Raw genomic sequence first — 17,932 nt, 5'->3', positions numbered from 1 at the left:
ACTCCCTGGGTGAACTATCCGGGCAACAACTTCGACGGTCTCGCCGGCGGCGGCGGCACGGTCACTGGCGTCAATCAGCTGAGCTACACGGCCGACTTCGGCTCCGGCATCACCTTCACGGTGTCGGCTCAGGACGCGACCGCCTACTACCAGAACAACCTCTGGAACGTCGCTGGTTCGACCGCGGCTGGCGTGATCGGTGGTGCTTACGGCACCAGCAACTACGGCGGCAACGTGTCTCCGGACTTCGTCGGCATGGTCCGCGTCGACCAGGCTTGGGGTCTGTTCCAGGCGTCGTTCGCGGCGCATGACAACCACGTCGCCTACTACGGCGCGTCCGAGACCTCCGGCCACCCGGCCGACAAGTGGGGTTGGGCGGCTCAGCTGGCCCTGTCGATCAAGAACATCCCGACCGGACCTGGTGACACGATCAGCTTCCAGGGCGTCTACACCAACGGTGCGAGCCGCTACAACATCCAGAGCCTGATGCCGAACAGCTACGCGATGTACGGCAGCACCGGCCTCGCTGGCGCCTATCAGAGCCTCGGCATTGCTGGCGTGGGCGACTCGGTGTTCACCACCGGTGGCGAGCAGCAGCTGACCACGACCTACGGCGTCCGTGGTGCCTACACCCACAACTGGAACCCGGCCTGGAACACCGCGGTCTACGGTTCGTGGGCTGCCATCCGCTACAACGGCACTGCCAAGGGCCTGATCTGCACCAGCCCCGGCGTGGTTGCGGCCTTCAACGCGGGTTCGACCTGTAATCCGGACTTCGATCTGGCCACCATTGGCTTGATCACGCGCTGGACCCCGGTCAAGAACCTGACCTTCTCGGCCGACTTCGCGTACTCCTGGCTCGACCAGAAGAACACGGGTTCGGTGACGGCTCCGGCCGCCGCTGCTGTCGCCAAGCCGGGCGCGGTGTACGAGCTGAAGGATCAGACCTCGGCCGTCCTGCTGCTCCGCGCTCAGCGCAACTTCTGATCCCGATCGTCTGATCGGATCGAGAGCCCCCGGCAGGCAACTGCCGGGGGTTTTTCTTTGCCCGAATGCCCGCGATATGAGGGCCGTTGCGCTGTCATCGGGGCTTGTCGGCGTTTCCTGCCAGCTCACGTGGTCGCACCGTCTTCATCGACACCTTGGGGACGAGATCATCGGATCCCGCCACGCCGCCCGAGGCGAGCGCGTCACCAGACGGTTCATTCGCGTCTGCGTCGTGACCTTCAGCCTCAAACATGCGTGAGCTGCGGCTGGCCAGGCCGTGGGACTGAGGGCCGCCTCACCGCCGCACTTGCCGACGCCTCGGCTGCCTCGCGGTTCGAGGTCAGACCCGTTCTGCTCTATTCCGGCCACATCTTCGACGCCGAAGCGGCCAGCCTCGCGGCAACGCGCACATTATAGTCGACCGCTTCTCCGGCGTGCGTCCTGCCCCCGCACGGCCACAAGCGTGATCCGGCGCGTCACGAGAATGGTCCGATAAAACACAAAAAATGCCTCCGGATCGTTCCGACTGCAACGCTATGGGCGAGCAGTGTGAGGCCGCTGGAGATGAGCTGACTCGTCGGGTGGGGACGTTCGCCCCTGCTTCAAGGGGGGCGGTCTGACGTGAGCAATTTGGAGGTTAGTATGAAGACTGTGCGGAGCCTTGTGCTGGGCTCGGGGGCGGCGTTGCTCGCCGTAAGTGGGGCTCAGGCCGCCGACCTTCCCATCAAGGCCAAGGCGGTCGAGTATGTCAGGGTCTGCTCGATGTACGGCGCGGGATTCTTCTACATCCCCGGCACCGACACCTGCATCAAGCTGGGCGGCTATCTGCGCGCCGAAGCAGCGTTCGGAACCAATGCGATCTTCCAGAACGCCGTGAACGGCGTTGCCGGCGGCCAGAATCGCTTGAGGAACTACTACACGACGCGCTCCCGCGCCGACCTGAACATCGACACCAGGACCGCGACCGAATACGGCGTCGTCCGCACCTATTTCGACGCCGTGTTCCAGTGGACCTCGGGCGGCTACGCCGGAACCGGCTCCGCCACGGGCGCGACCGCCTATTCGACGGCGGGCGCACCCGGCGCGCAGGCCGATGGCAACATCGCGCAAGGCGGCATCGGCGTCTTCTACGCTTTCATCCAGTTCGCCGGGTTCACGATGGGTAAGGCCGTGTCGCAGTTCGATGCGCCCTGGGCTAACTATCCCGGCAACAATTTCGACGGCCTGACCGGTGGCGGCGGCACCATCACCGGTGTCAACCAGTTCACCTACACCGCCGATTTCGGCTCCGGAATCACGGCGGCGATCTCGGCCCAGGATGCGACGCAGTACGGCCAGTCGCAGATCTGGAACACGGCGGGACAGACCGCCGCCGGCGTGGTCACCGGCAACTATGGCACGTCGAACTTCGGCGGCAACGTTGCGCCCGACATCGTCGGCATGGTGCGGGTCGATCAGGCTTGGGGCCTGTTCCAGGCGTCGTTCGCGGCGCATGACAATCACGCCGGCTTCTTCGGCGCGACCGAGACCACCGGGCATCCGGCGGACAAATGGGGCTTTGCCGGCCAGCTTGCCCTGTCGGTCAAGAACATTCCGACCGGTGCCGGCGACACCATCAACCTGCAGGGCGTCTATACCAACGGCGCCAGCCGCTACAACTTCCAGAGCCTCGCGCCGATCAACTACGCGATGTATGGCGGCACCAATGTGGCCGGTGCCTATCAGAGCCTCGGCTTCGCCGGCGTGTCCGATTCGGTGTTCGGAGCGGGGACCCAGCAGCAGCTGACGACGACCTACGGCTTCCGCGGCGCCTTCACCCACAATTGGGATCCGTTCTGGAACACCGCGCTGTACGGTTCGTGGAGCGCCGTCCGCTACAACGCGACCGCCAAGGGCCTGATCTGCAACGGCGCCGGCATCGTCGAGCTCAAGATCGCGGCAGCCAACTGCAACCCCGACTTCAACATCTCCACGGTGGGTGTGATCACGCGCTGGACCCCGGTCAAGAACCTGACCTTCTCGGCCGACGTCGCCTGGACCAGGCTGGATCAGAAGTTCACCGGCACAGCGACGGCTCCCGCCGTGGCCGCTGTCGCCAAGCCTGCGACCGTCTACCAGCTGAAGGACCAGGATTCGGTCTCGATGCTGGTTCGCGCGCAGCGCAACTGGTGACGACAGGCGAGTAGGGCATGGGGAGTAGTGAATAGCGGTTGACTGACCTTCCGAGGTCAGTTCGCTACTCGCTACTCGCTACTCGACGACCGCGCCGCGGCGCAGATCGGCCTCGATCTGCAGCCGCGAGCCGCCGCCGAATCGGGCGCGATAGACCTGCAGGTTCTCCATCACGCGCTGGACGTAATTGCGCGTTTCCGCAAACGGAATCAGCTCGACCCAGTCGACCGCGTCGACATTGGGATCGCGCGGGTCACCATAGCGTTCGATCCATTTCTTCACGCTGCCGCGACCGGCATTGTAGGCCGCGAACGTCATGATGTAGGAGCCGCGGTAGTCCTCGAGCAGGCCGCCGAGCTCGGCGGCGCCGAGCTGGGCATTGTAGACCGGATCGGTCTTCATCCGGTTCAGGTCGAAACTGACGCCGGCCCGCTTGCAGACGTAGCGGCCCGCATCCGGTGTGACCTGCATCAGCCCATAGGCCTGCGCCGGCGACACCACCGCCTGGTTGAACGCGCTCTCCTGGCGGGCGATCGAGAAGATCACGCTCTGCTCGACCTCGGGCCCGATCGCCCGGAACGCCGGGATGCCGTTGACCGGATAGGCGTAGTGATCGAAGGGCAGGCCGCGATTGAGCGCGGCTTTGCCGACCAGCAGCATCGCGCGTGCGTCGCTCTGCCGGCCCGCCGCCTCGGCGAGGCCGAGCAGCACGTCGGGATCGCCATTGTCGCCCATATCGGCGAAGATCGGGATCGCGACCTCGCCCTCGTCGAGGTCATACAGCAGCTGCACCGCGCGGACCACTTCGAGGCGCTCCACGCCGCGGCCGCGGCCGGCGGGCGCTGCATTGAGGCCGAGCTGCGGCAGGCCGAGCTTGGCTCGCGCCAGCTGGCCATAATAGCTCGTCGACTGTTCGGCCGCTGCGCTGTAGGCCGCGCGTGCCTCCTGCATCCGGCCCATCGCCTCGGCGGCGCGGCCCTGCCAATAGCCGGCGCGGGCCAGCGTGGTGGGGTTGACGCTGCCGACGCCGATGCGGGCGAAGTGCTGGGCCGCCGTCGCCGGATCCTTGAGGAAGCGCAGCGCGATCCAGCCGGCGGTGAATTCCTGCTCGGTCTTGTAGATGTCGCGGTTGGGCAGCGCCGCGTCGCGGGCGATCAGATAGGCGCTGCGGTACTCGCCGGCGTCGATCATCTTGCGCGCCAGGAGGCGGCGCTCGATCCACCATTCGTCGAGATTGTGCAGGCGGCCCGGATCCTTCGGCGCGCTCAGCATCAGCTGCGCGGCCTCGGCGAACTGCTCGTCGCGCCTGAGCAGCTGGATGCGGCTGAAGATGTAGCCGGCGTCGCCATGCAGCTCGCGCGGAACGGCGTCGAGCAGGGCGCGGCTGTTGGCGGCCTTGCGGTAGGTCGCGATCCGCGCCTTCGCCAGCGCGACATGGCCCGAGCCGAGCCGCCGGGCCGCGCGCATCGCCGCCTCGTGCTCGCTGCCATACAGCAGCGTGTCCATCCGCGCCTTGTGATCGCCGCCGGAGAGCAGGGCGCCGAACTGGTCGAGGATGATGTTCTCGGTGTCCTCGGACATCGCGTCGTTGTGCCAGGCCTCGCGCACGAGGCGCTCGGCATTGGCGCGGTCGCCGCGGTTGAGCATGACGCGCGCGAGCGCAAAGCGGCCCTTCGCCGACAGCGGCGATTCGTTCTCGAACCACGACCACACGACGGAATCGTCGCGCTTGTCGTCCCACAGCGCAGCCTCCAGGCGGCGGCGCAGGAAGCTCTGCGACGGCCAGCTCGGATTGGCGGTGATGAAGGCGCGATAGCGCTCGACGGTGGCGTTGTTGTTGTCGCTGCGCAGGATGATCCATTCGGCGAGCTTGCGCGCCACCGGGTCGGAGATCGCCTGCTCGACCTGCGTCGCGTCGTCAGGCTTGCGCTTGCGCACCAGCTCGATCACGTTTTCGAGCGCATCCTTGTCCGACTGCGAGGTCGACGCCGTCGCGGCGATCGCGGCGGGGATGACCGGCTTGCGCGACGCGGGCAGGGCCGCGTGCAGGCGGGGCGGCAGCACGCTGGGGGATGCACCCGGCGTGATGTCCCTCGGCGCGCCACGGGGCGGTTCCGCGCCTCTGGCAATGCTCTTGGTGTCGGCCCTGAGATCGGCTTTGGCCTCGGCCCGGGCGTCGACCTTGCTCCGGGCGTCCGCGGTATCCTTTGCAGCGGCGGCGGGAGCCGTCGATCGCGCGATCGGACGCGCCTTCGGCAAGGGAACCTTGTCCTTGGCGAGCGCGAGATCTCCGCCGAGCACGAGGCCCAGCGTCAGGCCCGCGGCCAGGGACACCGAGAGAGACATCGACAGGGCGGTCGATCGCAATGCGGCAGCGCGGGCAGACAAGGGCACGGCGTTCCTTTGCGGCGGATGACTTCGATCCCTGACGATCTTGGTCTATCGAAAAGGTGAACAAATACTAAATATACCGGGATCGGTTGCAACCTGCGCCAACACCGCGGCGAAATCACGACCGAAGGGCGGCGGTGGGGCCGTCCGGCAGGGATCGGTGGTCTCAGCCAGAGTCCTGCGGACCTGCGCCGCACGCTGGGATGGACGGCCGCCGCGCCTGATTCGGCGCGCGGTGCGTGCCTGTTGAGAAGGCTGCCGACATCGGGCCGGCCCTTCCGCCAGATGTCCAGACCCGGTATGAAGTGCGCTTCGCTCTGGGGCAACGCGCGTTGGGAGGGAGTTTCATGGCAGCCAAGACGAATTTCCGAGGCTCTTTCACCGCCTTGGTGACCCCTTTCAAGAACGGCTCCGTCGACGAGGCGGCGTTCCGCAGCCTCGTGAACTGGCAGATCGACGAGGGCACCAATGGCCTGGTCCCGGTCGGCACGACCGGCGAGAGCCCGACCTTGAGCCATGACGAGCACAAGCAGGTGGTCGAGTGGTGCATCGCCGAGGCCAAGGGCAGGGTGCCCGTGGTCGCCGGCGCCGGCTCCAATTCGACCAAGGAGGCTGTCGAGCTCGCCCAGCATGCCGAGAAGGCCGGCGCCGATGCCGTGCTGGTCGTCACGCCGTACTACAACAAGCCGACGCAGGAAGGCCTGTATCAGCACTTCAAGGCGATCAACGACGCGATCGGCATTCCGATCATCATCTACAACATTCCGCCGCGCTCGGTGATCGACATGTCCGTCGACACCATGAAGCGGCTGTACGACCTGAAGAACATCGCGGGCGTCAAGGACGCCACCGCGAGCATGGTGCGGGTGTCGCAGCAGCGCGCGGCGCTCGGCGAGGACTTCAACCAGCTCTCGGGCGAGGACGCCACGATCATCGGCTACATGGCCCATGGCGGCCATGGCTGCATCTCCGTCACCTCGAACGTGGCGCCGCGGCTGTGCGCGGAGTTCCACGCCGCCTGGCAGAAGGGCGATGTCGCCACCGCGCTGAAGATCCACGACAAGCTGATGCCGCTGCACACCAATCTGTTCATCGAGTCCAACCCGGCGCCGGTGAAATACGCGCTGTCGCTGCTCGGCAAGATCGAGGAGAAGCTGCGGCTGCCGATGGTGCCGGTGTCCGAGCCGACCCGTGTGGCGGTGCGCCAGGCCATGGTTCACGCCGGGCTGATCAACTGAGTCGAGCCGTTTCTTTTCACGTCTGATGGGGAGACAGACATGCTGAAGGAATTCCGTGAATTCGCGTTGAAGGGCAACGTCGTCGATCTCGCGGTCGGCGTCATCATCGGCGGCGCGTTCGGCGCCATCGTGACCTCGCTGGTCGGCGACATCATCATGCCGATCATCGGCGCGATCACGCCCGGCGGTTTGGACTTCTCCAACTACTTCATCCCGCTCTCCAAGAAGGCGGCCGAGGCGACCAATCTGGCGGATGCCAAGAAGCTCGGCGCAGTCCTCGCCTATGGCAGCTTCCTGACGCTGACGCTCAACTTCTTCATCATTGCGTTCGTGCTGTTCATCGTGATCCGCGCCATGAACAAGCTCAAGCGCAAGCAGGAGGCCGCTCCGGCCGCGCCGCCCAAGCCGAGCGCCGAGGTCGAGCTCCTCACCGAAATCAGGGATCTCCTGAAGAAAGCCTGACGTGGCGAACAAGAACGAGCCGAAGATCACCGTTGCCGCCGAGAACCGCAAGGCGCGGTTCAACTATGCAATCGAGGACACGATCGAGGCCGGCATCGCGCTGACCGGCACCGAGGTGAAGTCGGTCCGCGGCGGCAAGTCGACGATCGCGGAATCCTATGCGGATTCCCGCGACGGCGAGATCTGGCTGATCAACGCCAACATTCCCGAATATCTGCAGGCCAATCGCTTCAATCATGAGCCGAAGCGGCCGCGCAAGCTGCTGCTGCATCGCAAGCAGATCAACAAGCTGATGGGCGCGGTCGAGCGGGAGGGCATGACGCTGATCCCGCTCAAGCTCTATTTCAACGAGCGCGGCCGCGCCAAGCTGCTGCTCGCCGTCGCCAAGGGCAAGAAGCTGCACGACAAGCGCGAGAGCGAGAAGAAGCGCGATTGGGGCCGCGAGAAGGGCCGCCTGCTGCGCGCGCGGGGGTGACGCGCTGCGCGCCGTTGCGCGCTTGCCTGGGCCGCCGTCTGAACGCCAAAGCCTTGATGCCTAAGCCTTCCTAGTGCCTAAGCCGTGGGATGCAGCGATGACTCAGAAGAACCTGCTGGAGGTCGACTGGAGCAAGATCCCGGCGCCGACCGATGACGGTGCGGCCGATCATCTCGCCGGCATGACCCTTCCGCGGCTCAGCCTGCGCGCCACCGACGACTCCCTGGTGACGCTGTCGGAGCTGCCGGGACGGACGGTGGTGTTTGCCTATCCGCGCACCGGTGAGCCCGGCAAGGTTTCCCTGGTCGAGGACTGGGACCTGATCCCGGGTGCGCGCGGCTGCACGCCGCAGGCCTGCAGTTTCCGCGACCTGTTCGGCGAGCTCAAGGCCGCGGGCGCCGCCCAGGTGTTCGGCCTGTCGACGCAGAGCAATGCCTATCAGACCGAGATGGCCTCGCGCCTGCATCTGCCGTTCCCGGTGCTCTCGGACGAGACGCTCGCACTGACTCACGCCTTGCGCCTGCCGACGATGGAGATCGCCGGCCTGACGCTGATCAAGCGTTTGGCGCTGGTCGTCGACGACGCCCGCATCACCCACGTGTTCTATCCGGTGTTTCCGCCGGACCGGAACGCGACCGACGTGCTGGCGTGGCTGAAGGATCATCCAGCAGCGGCGGCGTGAGGTCGTGTAGGGTGGGCAAAGCGACGCCGCCAGGCGTCGCGTGCCCACCGGCGGTGCCGGTGACTGAGGCCGGTGGGCACGGCGCGCGAAGCAGTCATGCTCACGACAACAACCCGGGCGCGCCTTTGCCCACCCTACGGATTGTCGTTGCGGCACGCTTCGCTGCGCTCGCAATGACGAGGCTGAGACTTAGGCCGGCCGAACTAATCCAGCTCGGCCTTCACCCGCGCGAAGACCGCGTGGAACATCTCGGTCGTCAGCACGCCGGTGTTCGTGTTGTAGCGCGAGCAGTGATAGCTGTCGTAGAGCCTGATCTTGCCGGCCTGGTGCACGGCGCCGTGAGAAAACGGCGCGGCGGCGGCGCGCAGGCCCAGCAGCTTCAGCAGCGTGTCATGCGAGATGCGGCCGAGCGCGACGATGCTGCGCAGGCGGGGCATCGCGGCGATGCTGGCGCCGAGGAAGCTGCGGCACTGGTTGATCTCGGCCGGCAGCGGCTTGTTCTGCGGCGGTACGCAGCGCACGGCATTGCTGATCCGGCAGTCGACCAGGGTCAGCCCGTCATCGGGGCGTGCTTCGAATCGGCCTGTGGCGAAGCCATATTGCAGCAGCGTGCCGTACAGCAGCTCGCCGGCGTAATCGCCGGTGAACGGGCGGCCGGTGCGGTTGGCTCCCTGCAGTCCCGGCGCCAGGCCGACGATCAGGAGCCGCGCGTTCGCATCACCGAACGACGGCACGGGCGCGTTGAACCAGGAGGGTTCGCGCGCCCGCTGCGCCGTGCGGAAATCGACCAGACGGGGACACAGCGGACAATCGCGGTCCGGATCGGTGCTGTGGGCTGCGGGGGAATTCGGGGCCGAATCGGTCTTGGGAGCGCCGCGCGTGACCGCCTTAGTCCTCGAAGTCGTCATCGGGGGACGTGGTGGTCGGCGTGGGCGTGCGAGCGGCCGGCGTGGTCGAGCGCTGCAGGAATTGTGGCGAATGATGGCGCGGCTCGCGCGGGGCAGGGCGTTCGGAGGGATCGCGGCCGAGCTTCGACTGCAACTCGACGAGATCGGTGAACACGTCGGCCTGGCGGCGCAACTCGTCGGCGATCATCGGCGGCTGGCTCGAGATCGTCGAGATCACGGTGACCCGAACGCCGCGGCGCTGCATCGCCTCCACCAGCGAGCGGAAGTCGCCGTCGCCCGAGAACAGCACCATCTGGTCGATGTGCTCGGCCAGCTCCATGGCGTCGACGGCAAGCTCGATGTCCATGTTGCCCTTGACCTTGCGGCGGCCGCTGGCGTCGATGAACTCCTTGGTCGCCTTGGTGACCACCGTGTAGCCATTGTAGTCGAGCCAGTCGATCAGGGGACGGATCGACGAATACTCCTGATCCTCGATGATGGCCGTATAGTAGAACGCACGGAGCAGCGTGCCGCGGCTCTGAAATTCCTTGAGCAGGCGCTTGTAGTCGATGTCGAAGCCGAGCGTCTTGGCCGTTGCGTATAGGTTGGCGCCGTCAATGAAGAGCGCAATTTTATTGGTCGAAGATGACATTCAGTGTCTCGCGTTCAGTTAGCTTCTATTTTTGGCGCGATGGCGGGCGTTCGCGCATTCCATTTCAAGATGACTGCCAAGGACTGCCAAGGCTCGTGCGGATGGTCAGGTGTGACGTTACCGCAAACGGGAGTGATCGGGGCAACAAAGGCGCACTTGTGACCGCGCAATGAAGCGTTTTCTTGTCCAAAGCCATGTTTGGCGGCTTGGACGCCCCGTCAGCAACGTCCCGGAATTCGACTCCCCTCGGCCGGTTAAAGAGACCGCCAGCCAGTTTGGCCTTGCGAAAACCGGTCAGTCTCTATAACTAGCCCAGCATAATCAGCATATTAAGCACACAAAGGACCGGAGCGACAATGGCGCGCGTCACTGTGGAAGATTGTATCGATAAAGTCGACAACCGGTTCGACCTGGTCCTCCTGGCCGCGCATCGCGCGCGTATGATCTCGTCGGGTTCGCAACTTACAATTGACAGAGATAATGACAAGAACCCCGTCGTGGCACTCCGGGAGATTGCGGATTCGACCATTTCTCCCGAGGATCTGAAGGAAGAACTGGTTCATTCGCTGCAGAAGTTCGTCGAGGTCGACGAGCCCGAGCCCGACACGGTGCCACTGATCGGGTCGGCCGGCGCCAGCGTCGATGCCGACGACACCGAGGTGGCGGTCGAGCGGATGACCGAGGAAGAACTGCTGAAGGGCCTCGAAGGTCTTGCTCCCCCGGAGGAGCAGCCCGAAGAGGACGAGTGATTCTTATCACCGTCGGCGCGAGCCTGGATTAACTTGTGAGAATGTGAAGGCCCGGACGTTGTCCGGGCCTTTGCATTTGAAGGTGATTTCGTGATTACCATAGGCCCGCTGCGGCCGACTGCGGTCCGCCGGATTCGTTCCGAAAGATAAAGGTTTAGTCATTTTCCATGGTGGTTCCGGGCCACACTTCCCAGCAGATGCAGGCGGCGGCCGACCAGGCCGCGGTGGCGCCGGCGGCCGAGCGGCCGCGGACGCAGAAGCCGCGCTCGCGCATGATGCGGCAGTACGATCTGGTCGAGCGGGTCCGCTCCTACAATCCGGATACGAACGAGGATCTGCTCAACCGCGCCTATGTCTACGCGATGAAGGCGCATGGCTCGCAGACCCGCGCCTCGGGAGACCCGTATTTCACCCATCCGCTCGAGGTCGCGGCCATTTTGACCGACCTCAAGCTCGACGACGCCACGATCGTCGCGGCCCTGCTGCACGACACCATCGAGGACACCGAGGCGACGCGCGCCGAGATCGACCGCTTCTTCGGGCCCGAGATCGGCGCGCTGGTCGAGGGCCTGACCAAGCTGAAGCGGCTCGAGCTGGTGTCGCGCGAGGCCAAGCAGGCCGAGAACCTGCGCAAGCTGTTGCTGGCGATTGCCGACGATGTCCGCGTGTTGCTGGTCAAGCTCGCCGACCGCCTGCACAACATGCGCACGCTCGAATTCGTGCCCGAGGCCTCGCGCCGGCGCATCGCCGAGGAGACGCTCGACATCTATGCGCCGCTCGCCGGCCGCATGGGCATGCAGGAGATGCGCGAGGAGCTCGAGGATCTCTCGTTCCGGACGCTCGATCCGCAGGCCTATGGTGTGGTGATGCAGCGGCTCGACGCGCTGGCGGATCGCAACCGCAACCTGATCGGCGAGATCGAGAGCCAGCTGGCGCGCAAGTTCCGCGACCACGGCCTGACCGCGCGGGTGTTCGGCCGCCGCAAGCGACCGTTCTCGATCTGGACCAAGATGGAGCGCAAATCCATCGGCTTCGAGCAGCTGTCCGACATCTTCGGCTTCCGCGTCATCATGCCGGACCTCGAATCCTGCTATCGCGCCCTTGGCATCGTGCACACGACCTGGCCGGTCGTGCCGGGGCGCTTCAAGGACTACATCTCGACGCCGAAGCAGAACGACTATCGCTCGATCCACACCACCGTGATCGGGCCGGGCAAGCAGCGCGTCGAGCTGCAGATCCGCACCGAGGACATGGACCAGATCGCCGAACTCGGCATCGCCGCCCATGCGTTCTACAAGGATGACATCGGCTCGCCGACCGAGCTGCTCAAGCGCGAATCGAACGCATTCGCATGGCTGCGCCACACCATCGGCATCCTCTCGGAGAGTGCCAATCCGGAGGAGTTCCTCGAGCACACCAAGCTCGAGCTGTTTCACGATCAGGTGTTCTGCTTCACCCCGAAGGGCAAGCTGATCGCGCTGCCGCGCCACGCGAACGTGATCGACTTCGCCTATGCCGTGCACACCGACGTCGGCAACAGCGCGGTCGGCTGCAAGATCAACGGCAAGTTCGCGGCGCTCTCGTCAGAACTGCAGAATGGCGACGAGGTCGAGGTGCTGACCTCGGATGCGCAGTCGGCGCCGCCGTCGGCCTGGGAGACGCTCGCCATCACCGGCAAGGCGCGGGCGGCGATCCGGCGCGCGACGCGCACCGCGGTGCGCGATCAATATGCCGGGCTCGGCCGGCGCATCGTCGAACGCCTGTTCGAGCGCACCAAGCTCGAATATGCCGACGACAAGCTCAAGGGCGCGCTGCCGCGGCTGGCGCGGGCCTCGATCGAGGACGTGATGGCGGCGGTCGGCCGCGGCGAGATCAAGGCCTCCGACGTCGCCCGCGCGATGTATCCGGACTACAAGGAAGAGCGCGTCGTGCGCTACGGCGCCAAGAAGGGCGCAACGCCCGCGGCTGCCGCGAAATCGGCGGCGCCGGCGAGCGAGCCGCATCGAGGTCCGTTCGCGATTCCGATCAGCGGCCTCAACTCCGGGCTGCCGGTGAAGTTCGCGCCCAATGGCGGCGCGGTGCCGGGCGACCGCATCGTCGGCATCGTCACGCCGGGCGAGGGAATCACGATCTACCCGATCCAGTCGCCGGCGCTGAAGGACTTCGAGGACGAGCCGGAGCGCTGGCTCGACGTGCGCTGGGACGTCGACGAGACCTCGCCGCAACGCTTTCCCGCGCGCATCAGGGTCGAGAACGTCAACGAGCCCGGCAGCCTCGCCCAGGTGGCCACCGTCATCGCCGAGCATGACGGCAACATCGACAACATCAGCATGAGCCGGCGTTCGCCTGATTTCACCGAGCTGACGATCGATCTCGAGGTCTATGACCTCAAGCATCTCTCGGCGATCATCAACCAGCTGCGCGCCAAGACCATCGTCGCGCGGGTCGACCGCGTGAATGGCTAATCTGCGGGTTTGCCGGCAGCGTTTCCCCCGGCGATGCGCTAAACCAGCAATCTCCGTTTCGAGAACTCTGAGAGCCCGCCGATGTCCCATCCCCCGAAGCTGCGCCTCGGTGTCAATGTCGACCACATCGCCACCCTGCGCAATGCGCGGGGCGGCCGGACACCGGATCCGGTGCGCGCCGCGCTGCTCGCGATCGAGGCCGGTGCCGACGGCATCACCGCGCATCTGCGCGAGGACCGGCGGCACATCCGCGACGACGACATGGCGAGGCTGAAGGCGGAGATCTCCAAGCCGCTGAACTTCGAGATGGCGGCGACCGAGGAGATGGTCCGGATCGCGCTCGCGACGAAGCCGCATGCCTGCTGCCTGGTGCCGGAGCGGCGCGAGGAGCTGACCACCGAGGGGGGCCTCGATGTCGTCGGCCAGCACAATGCGCTGGCGCCGGCGATCGCCCGGCTGAGCGAGGCCGGCATCCGGGTCTCGCTGTTCATCGCCGCCGATCCCGCCCAGATCGAGATGGCCGCGCGGCTGCGCGCGCCGGTCATCGAGATCCATACCGGCGGCTGGTGCGATGCGATCACCGACGGCCACCATGACAAGGCCGCAGCGGAGTGGGAGCGGATCGTGGCCGGCGCCCGGCAGGCCTACGCCGCCGGGCTCGAAGTTCATGCCGGCCACGGGCTCGACTATGCCACCGCCGAGCAGATCGCGGCACTGCCCGAAATTCGCGAGCTCAACATCGGCTACTTCATGATGGGGGAGGCGCTGTTCGTGGGCCTCGCCGAGAGCGTGCGCACGATGCGCGCGGCGATGGATCGCGGCCGCGCCCTGGCGGGGACATCGGCATGATCATCGGCATCGGCTCGGACCTGATCGACATCCGCCGGGTCGGCGAGGTGATCGACCGGCATGGCGAGCGCTTCCTGAACCGGATCTTCACGGCGGCCGAGCGCGCCAAGGCCGAGCGGCGGGCCAAGAACGAGAAGATGGTGGTCGCTACCTATGCCAAGCGATTCGCCGCCAAGGAGGCCTGCTCCAAGGCCTTGGGCACCGGCATCCGCCAGGGCGTGTGGTGGCGCGACATGGGCGTGATCAATCTTCCGGGCGGCCGGCCGACGATGCAGCTCACCGGCGGCGCGGCCGAGCGCCTGAAGGCGCTGACCCCCGCGGGGCACGAGGCCCGGATCGACCTGTCGATCACCGACGACTGGCCGCTGGCGCAGGCTTTCGTCATCATCTCGGCGGTGCCGGCGGGGCCGTCCTGAGCCCGCAGGGCGCTGGCAAGAAAACAAAAATCCGATTGATTCCAGGCTGTTATGTTATTTTGATGCGGCCCTTGATTGCGCGTCCCCGCGCAGTCGTCTAAAACCCGCTGGCATCGAAACGGCAGCATCACGAGGCGGATTCTGGGTCAAACCGGAGTTGGCCTCAACCACCAGAATCAGGACAGACTCCCTTAAGCTGCGGACCGGTACGTTGTTCGCGGACGGCGGGGTGTTATGCAACGGCTGGCGAATCGTCGGACCATTCGCCCAAGGACAGTGAAAGAGCGATGAGCGTGACCTCCGGAACCAAGACTGAGAGCGGCCTCGGTGAAACCGTTCGGGTCGTCGTTCATGCCCTCCTGATCGCGCTGGTGATCCGCACCTTCCTGTTCCAGCCCTTCAACATCCCCTCGGGCTCGATGAAGGCGACGCTGCTCGTCGGCGACTATCTGTTCGTGTCGAAATATTCCTACGGATACAGCCATTTCTCGATTCCGCAGTCGCCCAACATCTTCTCGGGCCGCATCTTCGGCTCGGAGCCCAAGCGCGGCGACATCGTGGTGTTCCGCCTGCCGAAGGACACCGAGATCGACTACATCAAGCGCGTGATCGGCCTGCCTGGCGACAGCATCCAGATGCGCGACGGCCTGCTGTACATCAACGACGCCCCGGTCCAGCGCGAGCGGCTGAGCGATTTCGTCGGCGAGGACCCCTGCGGCACATCGGATTCGATTGCGCGGGTGAAGCGCTGGAAGGAGACGCTGCCGAACGGCGTCAGCTATGAAACGCTGGATTGCTTCGACCACGGGCTTTACGATAATACGAAAGTGTACACCGTGCCGCCCGGCAATTTCTTCATGATGGGCGACAACCGCGACAACTCGACGGACAGCCGCGTGCCGGACGGCGTCGGCTATGTCCCGTTCGAAAACATCATCGGCCGCGCCCAGATGATCTTCTTCTCCATTCGAGAGAACGAGCATGCCTGGGCGTTCTGGCGCTGGCCGATGTCCATCCGTTGGGAACGTCTGTTCAAAATCGTGCGATGATCGACGATTCACACGAGATCCAGGCCACACAAGCCGCCGCGGCGAGCCCGCAAGCCGGCACGGGCGCGCTCGAGGCTGCGCCCAAGGCCGCGGCGCGGCCCAAGCTTGATGCCAAGCCGGATGCCAAGCCGGATGCCAAGCTTGACGCCAAGACTGAGCTCAGGGCTGAACCCAGGCCCGAGCCGAAAGCCGACGCCAAAGCTGATCTCAAGGCTGAAGCGAAGGCCGAAGCAAAGACCGACATGAAGGCCGAGCCGAAGGCTGCAGGGGTCGCCGAGGCAGCGCAAAGCGGATCGAAGAGCGCCGAGCCTTCGGTCGAGGCGGAGCCCGACGCCAAGCCGTCCGGCAAGGCCAAGGGCAGCCGTCGCGCCAAGAGTGCCGGGACCGGCGCTGCAAAGAGCGCGAAAGCCGCCGACAAGGCCGCCAACGCCGCAATCGAGGCGCGCATCGGCCACCACTTTGCCGATCCGTCGCTGCTCAACACGGCCTTCACGCATGTATCGGCGCTGAAATCGTCCAAGAAGCGTGGCGACAGCTATCAGCGTCTCGAATTCCTCGGCGACCACGTGCTCGGCCTGATCGTCTCGGACATGCTGTATCGCTCGTTCCCGAGTGCCGACGAGGGGGAGTTGTCGAAGCGTCTGGCCGACCTCGTCCGCAAGGAGAGCTGCGCCGACGTCGCCAAGTCGCTCGGCCTGCTCGACGACATCAAGCTCGGTGCGGTCGGCGCCGGTGCCGGCGCGCGGCTGCGCAAATCGGTGCTGGGCGACGTCTGCGAGGCGGTGATCGGCGCGATCTTCCTCGACGGCGGCTATGCCGCCGCCGCCGGCTTCGTCGAGCGCAACTGGACCGAGCGCATGCACAAGCCGCGGCGCCCGCTGCGCGACCCCAAGACGGTGCTGCAGGAGTGGGCGCAGGGCAAGGGCCTGCCGACTCCGGTCTATCGCGAGGTCGAACGCACCGGTCCGCACCACGATCCGCAGTTCCGCGTCGCCGTCGATCTGCCCGGTCTGGAGCCGGCCGAGGGCGTGGGTGGATCCAAGCGTGCGGCGGAGAAGGTGGCGGCTTCCGTCATGATCGAGCGCGAAGGCGTCAGCGGCGGCAGCAATGACGGCTGAGCACCAGGCCGGGCCGGCGGCCGCGACCCGCTGCGGCTTCGTCGCGCTGATCGGCGCGCCCAACGTCGGCAAATCGACCCTCGTCAACGCGCTGGTCGGCTCCAAGGTAACGATCGTCTCGCGCAAGGTGCAGACGACGCGCGCGCTGATCCGCGGCATCGTCATCGAAGGCGCCTCGCAGATCATCCTGGTCGATACGCCCGGCATCTTCTCGCCGAAGCGAAGGCTCGATCGCGCGATGGTCACGACCGCCTGGAGCGGCGCCCATGACGCCGACCTGGTCTGCGTCCTGCTCGACGCCAAGAAGGGGCTCGACGACGAGGCGCAGGCCATCATCGACAAGGCGGCCTCGGTCGCGCACGAGAAGATCCTGGTGGTCAACAAGGTCGACCTGGTGCCGCGCGAAAAGCTGCTGGCGCTGGTGGCCGCGGCCAACGAGAAGCTGTCCTTCGCGCGCACCTTCATGATCTCGGCGATCTCGGGCGACGGCGTCGACGATCTCCGGCGCGCGCTGGCGGAGATGGTGCCGCCGGGGCCGTTCCATTATCCCGAGGACCAGATGTCGGACGCGCCGATGCGTCACCTCGCGGCAGAGATCACCCGCGAGAAGATCTATTCGCATCTGCATCAGGAGCTGCCTTATCAGTCCACGGTCGAGACCGACAGCTGGACCGAACGCAAGGACGGCTCGATCCGGATCGAGCAGACGATCTTCGTCGAGCGCGACAGCCAGCGCAAGATCGTGCTCGGCAAGGGCGGCGCGACGATCAAGTCGATCGGCGCGCAGTCGCGCAAGGAGATCGCGGAGATCACCGGCGTGCCGGTGCACCTGTTCCTGTTCGTGAAGGTTCGCGAGAACTGGGGCGACGATCCCGACCGCTACCGGGAAATGGGACTCGAGTTTCCCAGAGAGTGACGATGAGCGTGCCGCGCAACGTGTTGTGGTTCGAAGTCCTGCTCTACATCTCGCTGATGCTGGATGCGCTGTCGGTTGCCGTCTCCGACCGTACGCCGACCTTCGAGATGACCGAATCCATGATCACGCAACAGACGATCTTCAGCGGGGTCATGATCCTGCTGATGTTCTATTTCGTCTACCTGGCAGCGCAGCGGCGCAAGAACTGGCCGCGCTGGGTGCTGCTCGGCGCGCTGGTTCTGTCCGACATCGGACTGATCGAGGTCATCAACCAGAAGGGCATGACGCTCGATGCCGGCATCGAGGTCATCTCCTGCGCACTGACCACGATCGGCCTGTACTACTCGTTCACCGGCGACGCGCGCGGCTGGTTCGACGCGTAGTTGTGTAAGCGTAGGGTGGGCAAAGCGCAGCGTGCCCACCG

Annotated in this window: 17 protein-coding genes; 14 read left to right on the top strand and 3 right to left on the bottom strand. The window is 65.7% G+C overall.

Going from position 1 to position 17,932, the window contains the following annotated elements; all coding sequences use genetic code 11:
* Together BRAS3809_RS14695 and BRAS3809_RS14690 are read left to right on the top strand one after the other, a co-directional pair.
* On the top strand, positions 1–987 hold a 987-nt coding region (locus BRAS3809_RS14695), incomplete at its 5' end, for a porin (protein ID WP_035656323.1).
* 642 nt (positions 988–1,629) lie between these two features.
* Positions 1,630–3,159 carry a porin gene (locus tag BRAS3809_RS14690; protein WP_008962901.1) on the top strand — a complete coding sequence of 510 codons (1,530 nt, stop codon included), beginning with the start codon at positions 1,630–1,632 and terminating at the stop codon, positions 3,157–3,159.
* Positions 3,160–3,237: 78 nt separating this feature from the next.
* Here BRAS3809_RS14690 and BRAS3809_RS14685 read toward each other — a convergent pair whose 3' ends face one another.
* Positions 3,238–5,505, bottom strand: a complete 2,268-nt coding sequence (locus tag BRAS3809_RS14685; protein ID WP_052523425.1) for a lytic transglycosylase domain-containing protein — start codon at positions 5,503–5,505, stop codon at positions 3,238–3,240.
* A 392-nt stretch (positions 5,506–5,897) separates the two neighbouring features.
* On the opposite strand from BRAS3809_RS14685, the gene dapA reads away from it, so the two are divergent.
* The 4 genes from dapA to BRAS3809_RS14665 all read left to right on the top strand — a co-directional run bounded on the left by dapA (position 5,898) and on the right by BRAS3809_RS14665 (position 8,407).
* The gene (gene dapA, locus BRAS3809_RS14680) at positions 5,898–6,788 is read left to right on the top strand and encodes a 4-hydroxy-tetrahydrodipicolinate synthase (protein WP_008962899.1); all 891 of its coding nucleotides are present in this window, start codon (positions 5,898–5,900) and stop codon (positions 6,786–6,788) included.
* Between the two features lie 39 nt (positions 6,789–6,827).
* A complete protein-coding gene (gene mscL, locus BRAS3809_RS14675; protein WP_008962898.1) occupies positions 6,828–7,250 on the top strand; it encodes a large conductance mechanosensitive channel protein MscL in 423 nt (140 codons plus the stop codon).
* A gap of 1 nt (position 7,251) precedes the next feature.
* Positions 7,252–7,725: an SsrA-binding protein SmpB gene (smpB, locus tag BRAS3809_RS14670; RefSeq protein ID WP_008962897.1), complete on the top strand. Its 474-nt coding sequence runs from the start codon at positions 7,252–7,254 to the stop codon at positions 7,723–7,725.
* A 97-nt stretch (positions 7,726–7,822) separates the two neighbouring features.
* Positions 7,823–8,407, top strand: coding sequence for a peroxiredoxin (locus tag BRAS3809_RS14665; protein WP_008962896.1), 585 nt, complete (start codon positions 7,823–7,825; stop codon positions 8,405–8,407).
* 203 nt (positions 8,408–8,610) lie between these two features.
* On the opposite strand, the gene BRAS3809_RS14660 is transcribed toward BRAS3809_RS14665, so the two are convergent.
* Both BRAS3809_RS14660 and BRAS3809_RS14655 read right to left on the bottom strand, forming a co-directional pair.
* Positions 8,611–9,315, bottom strand: coding sequence for a uracil-DNA glycosylase (locus BRAS3809_RS14660; RefSeq protein ID WP_008962895.1), 705 nt, complete (start codon positions 9,313–9,315; stop codon positions 8,611–8,613).
* Complete coding sequence (locus BRAS3809_RS14655) at positions 9,296–9,946, bottom strand: LabA-like NYN domain-containing protein (protein WP_008962894.1); 651 nt, start codon at positions 9,944–9,946, stop codon at positions 9,296–9,298. The genes BRAS3809_RS14660 and BRAS3809_RS14655 overlap by 20 nt, the downstream gene beginning before the upstream one ends.
* Positions 9,947–10,302: 356 nt before the next feature.
* Between BRAS3809_RS14655 and rpoZ the strand changes: the two genes are divergently transcribed.
* The 8 genes from rpoZ to BRAS3809_RS14615 all read left to right on the top strand — a co-directional run bounded on the left by rpoZ (position 10,303) and on the right by BRAS3809_RS14615 (position 17,891).
* Positions 10,303–10,695 (top strand): DNA-directed RNA polymerase subunit omega, encoded by a 393-nt coding sequence (rpoZ, locus tag BRAS3809_RS14650; RefSeq protein WP_006612728.1) that lies wholly within the window; start codon positions 10,303–10,305, stop codon positions 10,693–10,695.
* A 167-nt stretch (positions 10,696–10,862) separates the two neighbouring features.
* A complete protein-coding gene (locus BRAS3809_RS14645) occupies positions 10,863–13,160 on the top strand; it encodes a RelA/SpoT family protein (RefSeq protein ID WP_008962892.1) in 2,298 nt (765 codons plus the stop codon).
* Positions 13,161–13,241: 81 nt separating this feature from the next.
* A complete protein-coding gene (locus tag BRAS3809_RS14640) occupies positions 13,242–14,009 on the top strand; it encodes a pyridoxine 5'-phosphate synthase (protein ID WP_008962891.1) in 768 nt (255 codons plus the stop codon).
* Positions 14,006–14,425, top strand: a complete 420-nt coding sequence (gene acpS / locus BRAS3809_RS14635) for a holo-ACP synthase (RefSeq protein ID WP_008962890.1) — start codon at positions 14,006–14,008, stop codon at positions 14,423–14,425. The genes BRAS3809_RS14640 and acpS overlap by 4 nt, the downstream gene beginning before the upstream one ends.
* Before the next feature lie 287 nt (positions 14,426–14,712).
* A complete protein-coding gene (gene lepB / locus BRAS3809_RS14630) occupies positions 14,713–15,474 on the top strand; it encodes a signal peptidase I (RefSeq protein WP_008962888.1) in 762 nt (253 codons plus the stop codon).
* 242 nt (positions 15,475–15,716) lie between these two features.
* Positions 15,717–16,592 carry a ribonuclease III gene (gene rnc, locus BRAS3809_RS14625; protein WP_035656321.1) on the top strand — a complete coding sequence of 292 codons (876 nt, stop codon included), beginning with the start codon at positions 15,717–15,719 and terminating at the stop codon, positions 16,590–16,592.
* On the top strand, positions 16,582–17,508 hold the full coding sequence (gene era, locus BRAS3809_RS14620; protein ID WP_008962886.1) for a GTPase Era: 927 nt from the start codon (positions 16,582–16,584) through the stop codon (positions 17,506–17,508). The genes rnc and era overlap by 11 nt, the downstream gene beginning before the upstream one ends.
* A gap of 2 nt (positions 17,509–17,510) precedes the next feature.
* The gene (locus BRAS3809_RS14615) at positions 17,511–17,891 is read left to right on the top strand and encodes a hypothetical protein (protein WP_008962885.1); all 381 of its coding nucleotides are present in this window, start codon (positions 17,511–17,513) and stop codon (positions 17,889–17,891) included.
* Positions 17,892–17,932: the final 41 nt, after the last annotated feature.

It is taken from the genome of Bradyrhizobium sp. STM 3809 (assembly GCF_000239795.1).
Classification (GTDB): domain Bacteria; phylum Pseudomonadota; class Alphaproteobacteria; order Rhizobiales; family Xanthobacteraceae; genus Bradyrhizobium.
Note: the sequence above shows the minus strand (reverse complement) of the source record. Positions and strands in the feature narration are given on the sequence as shown.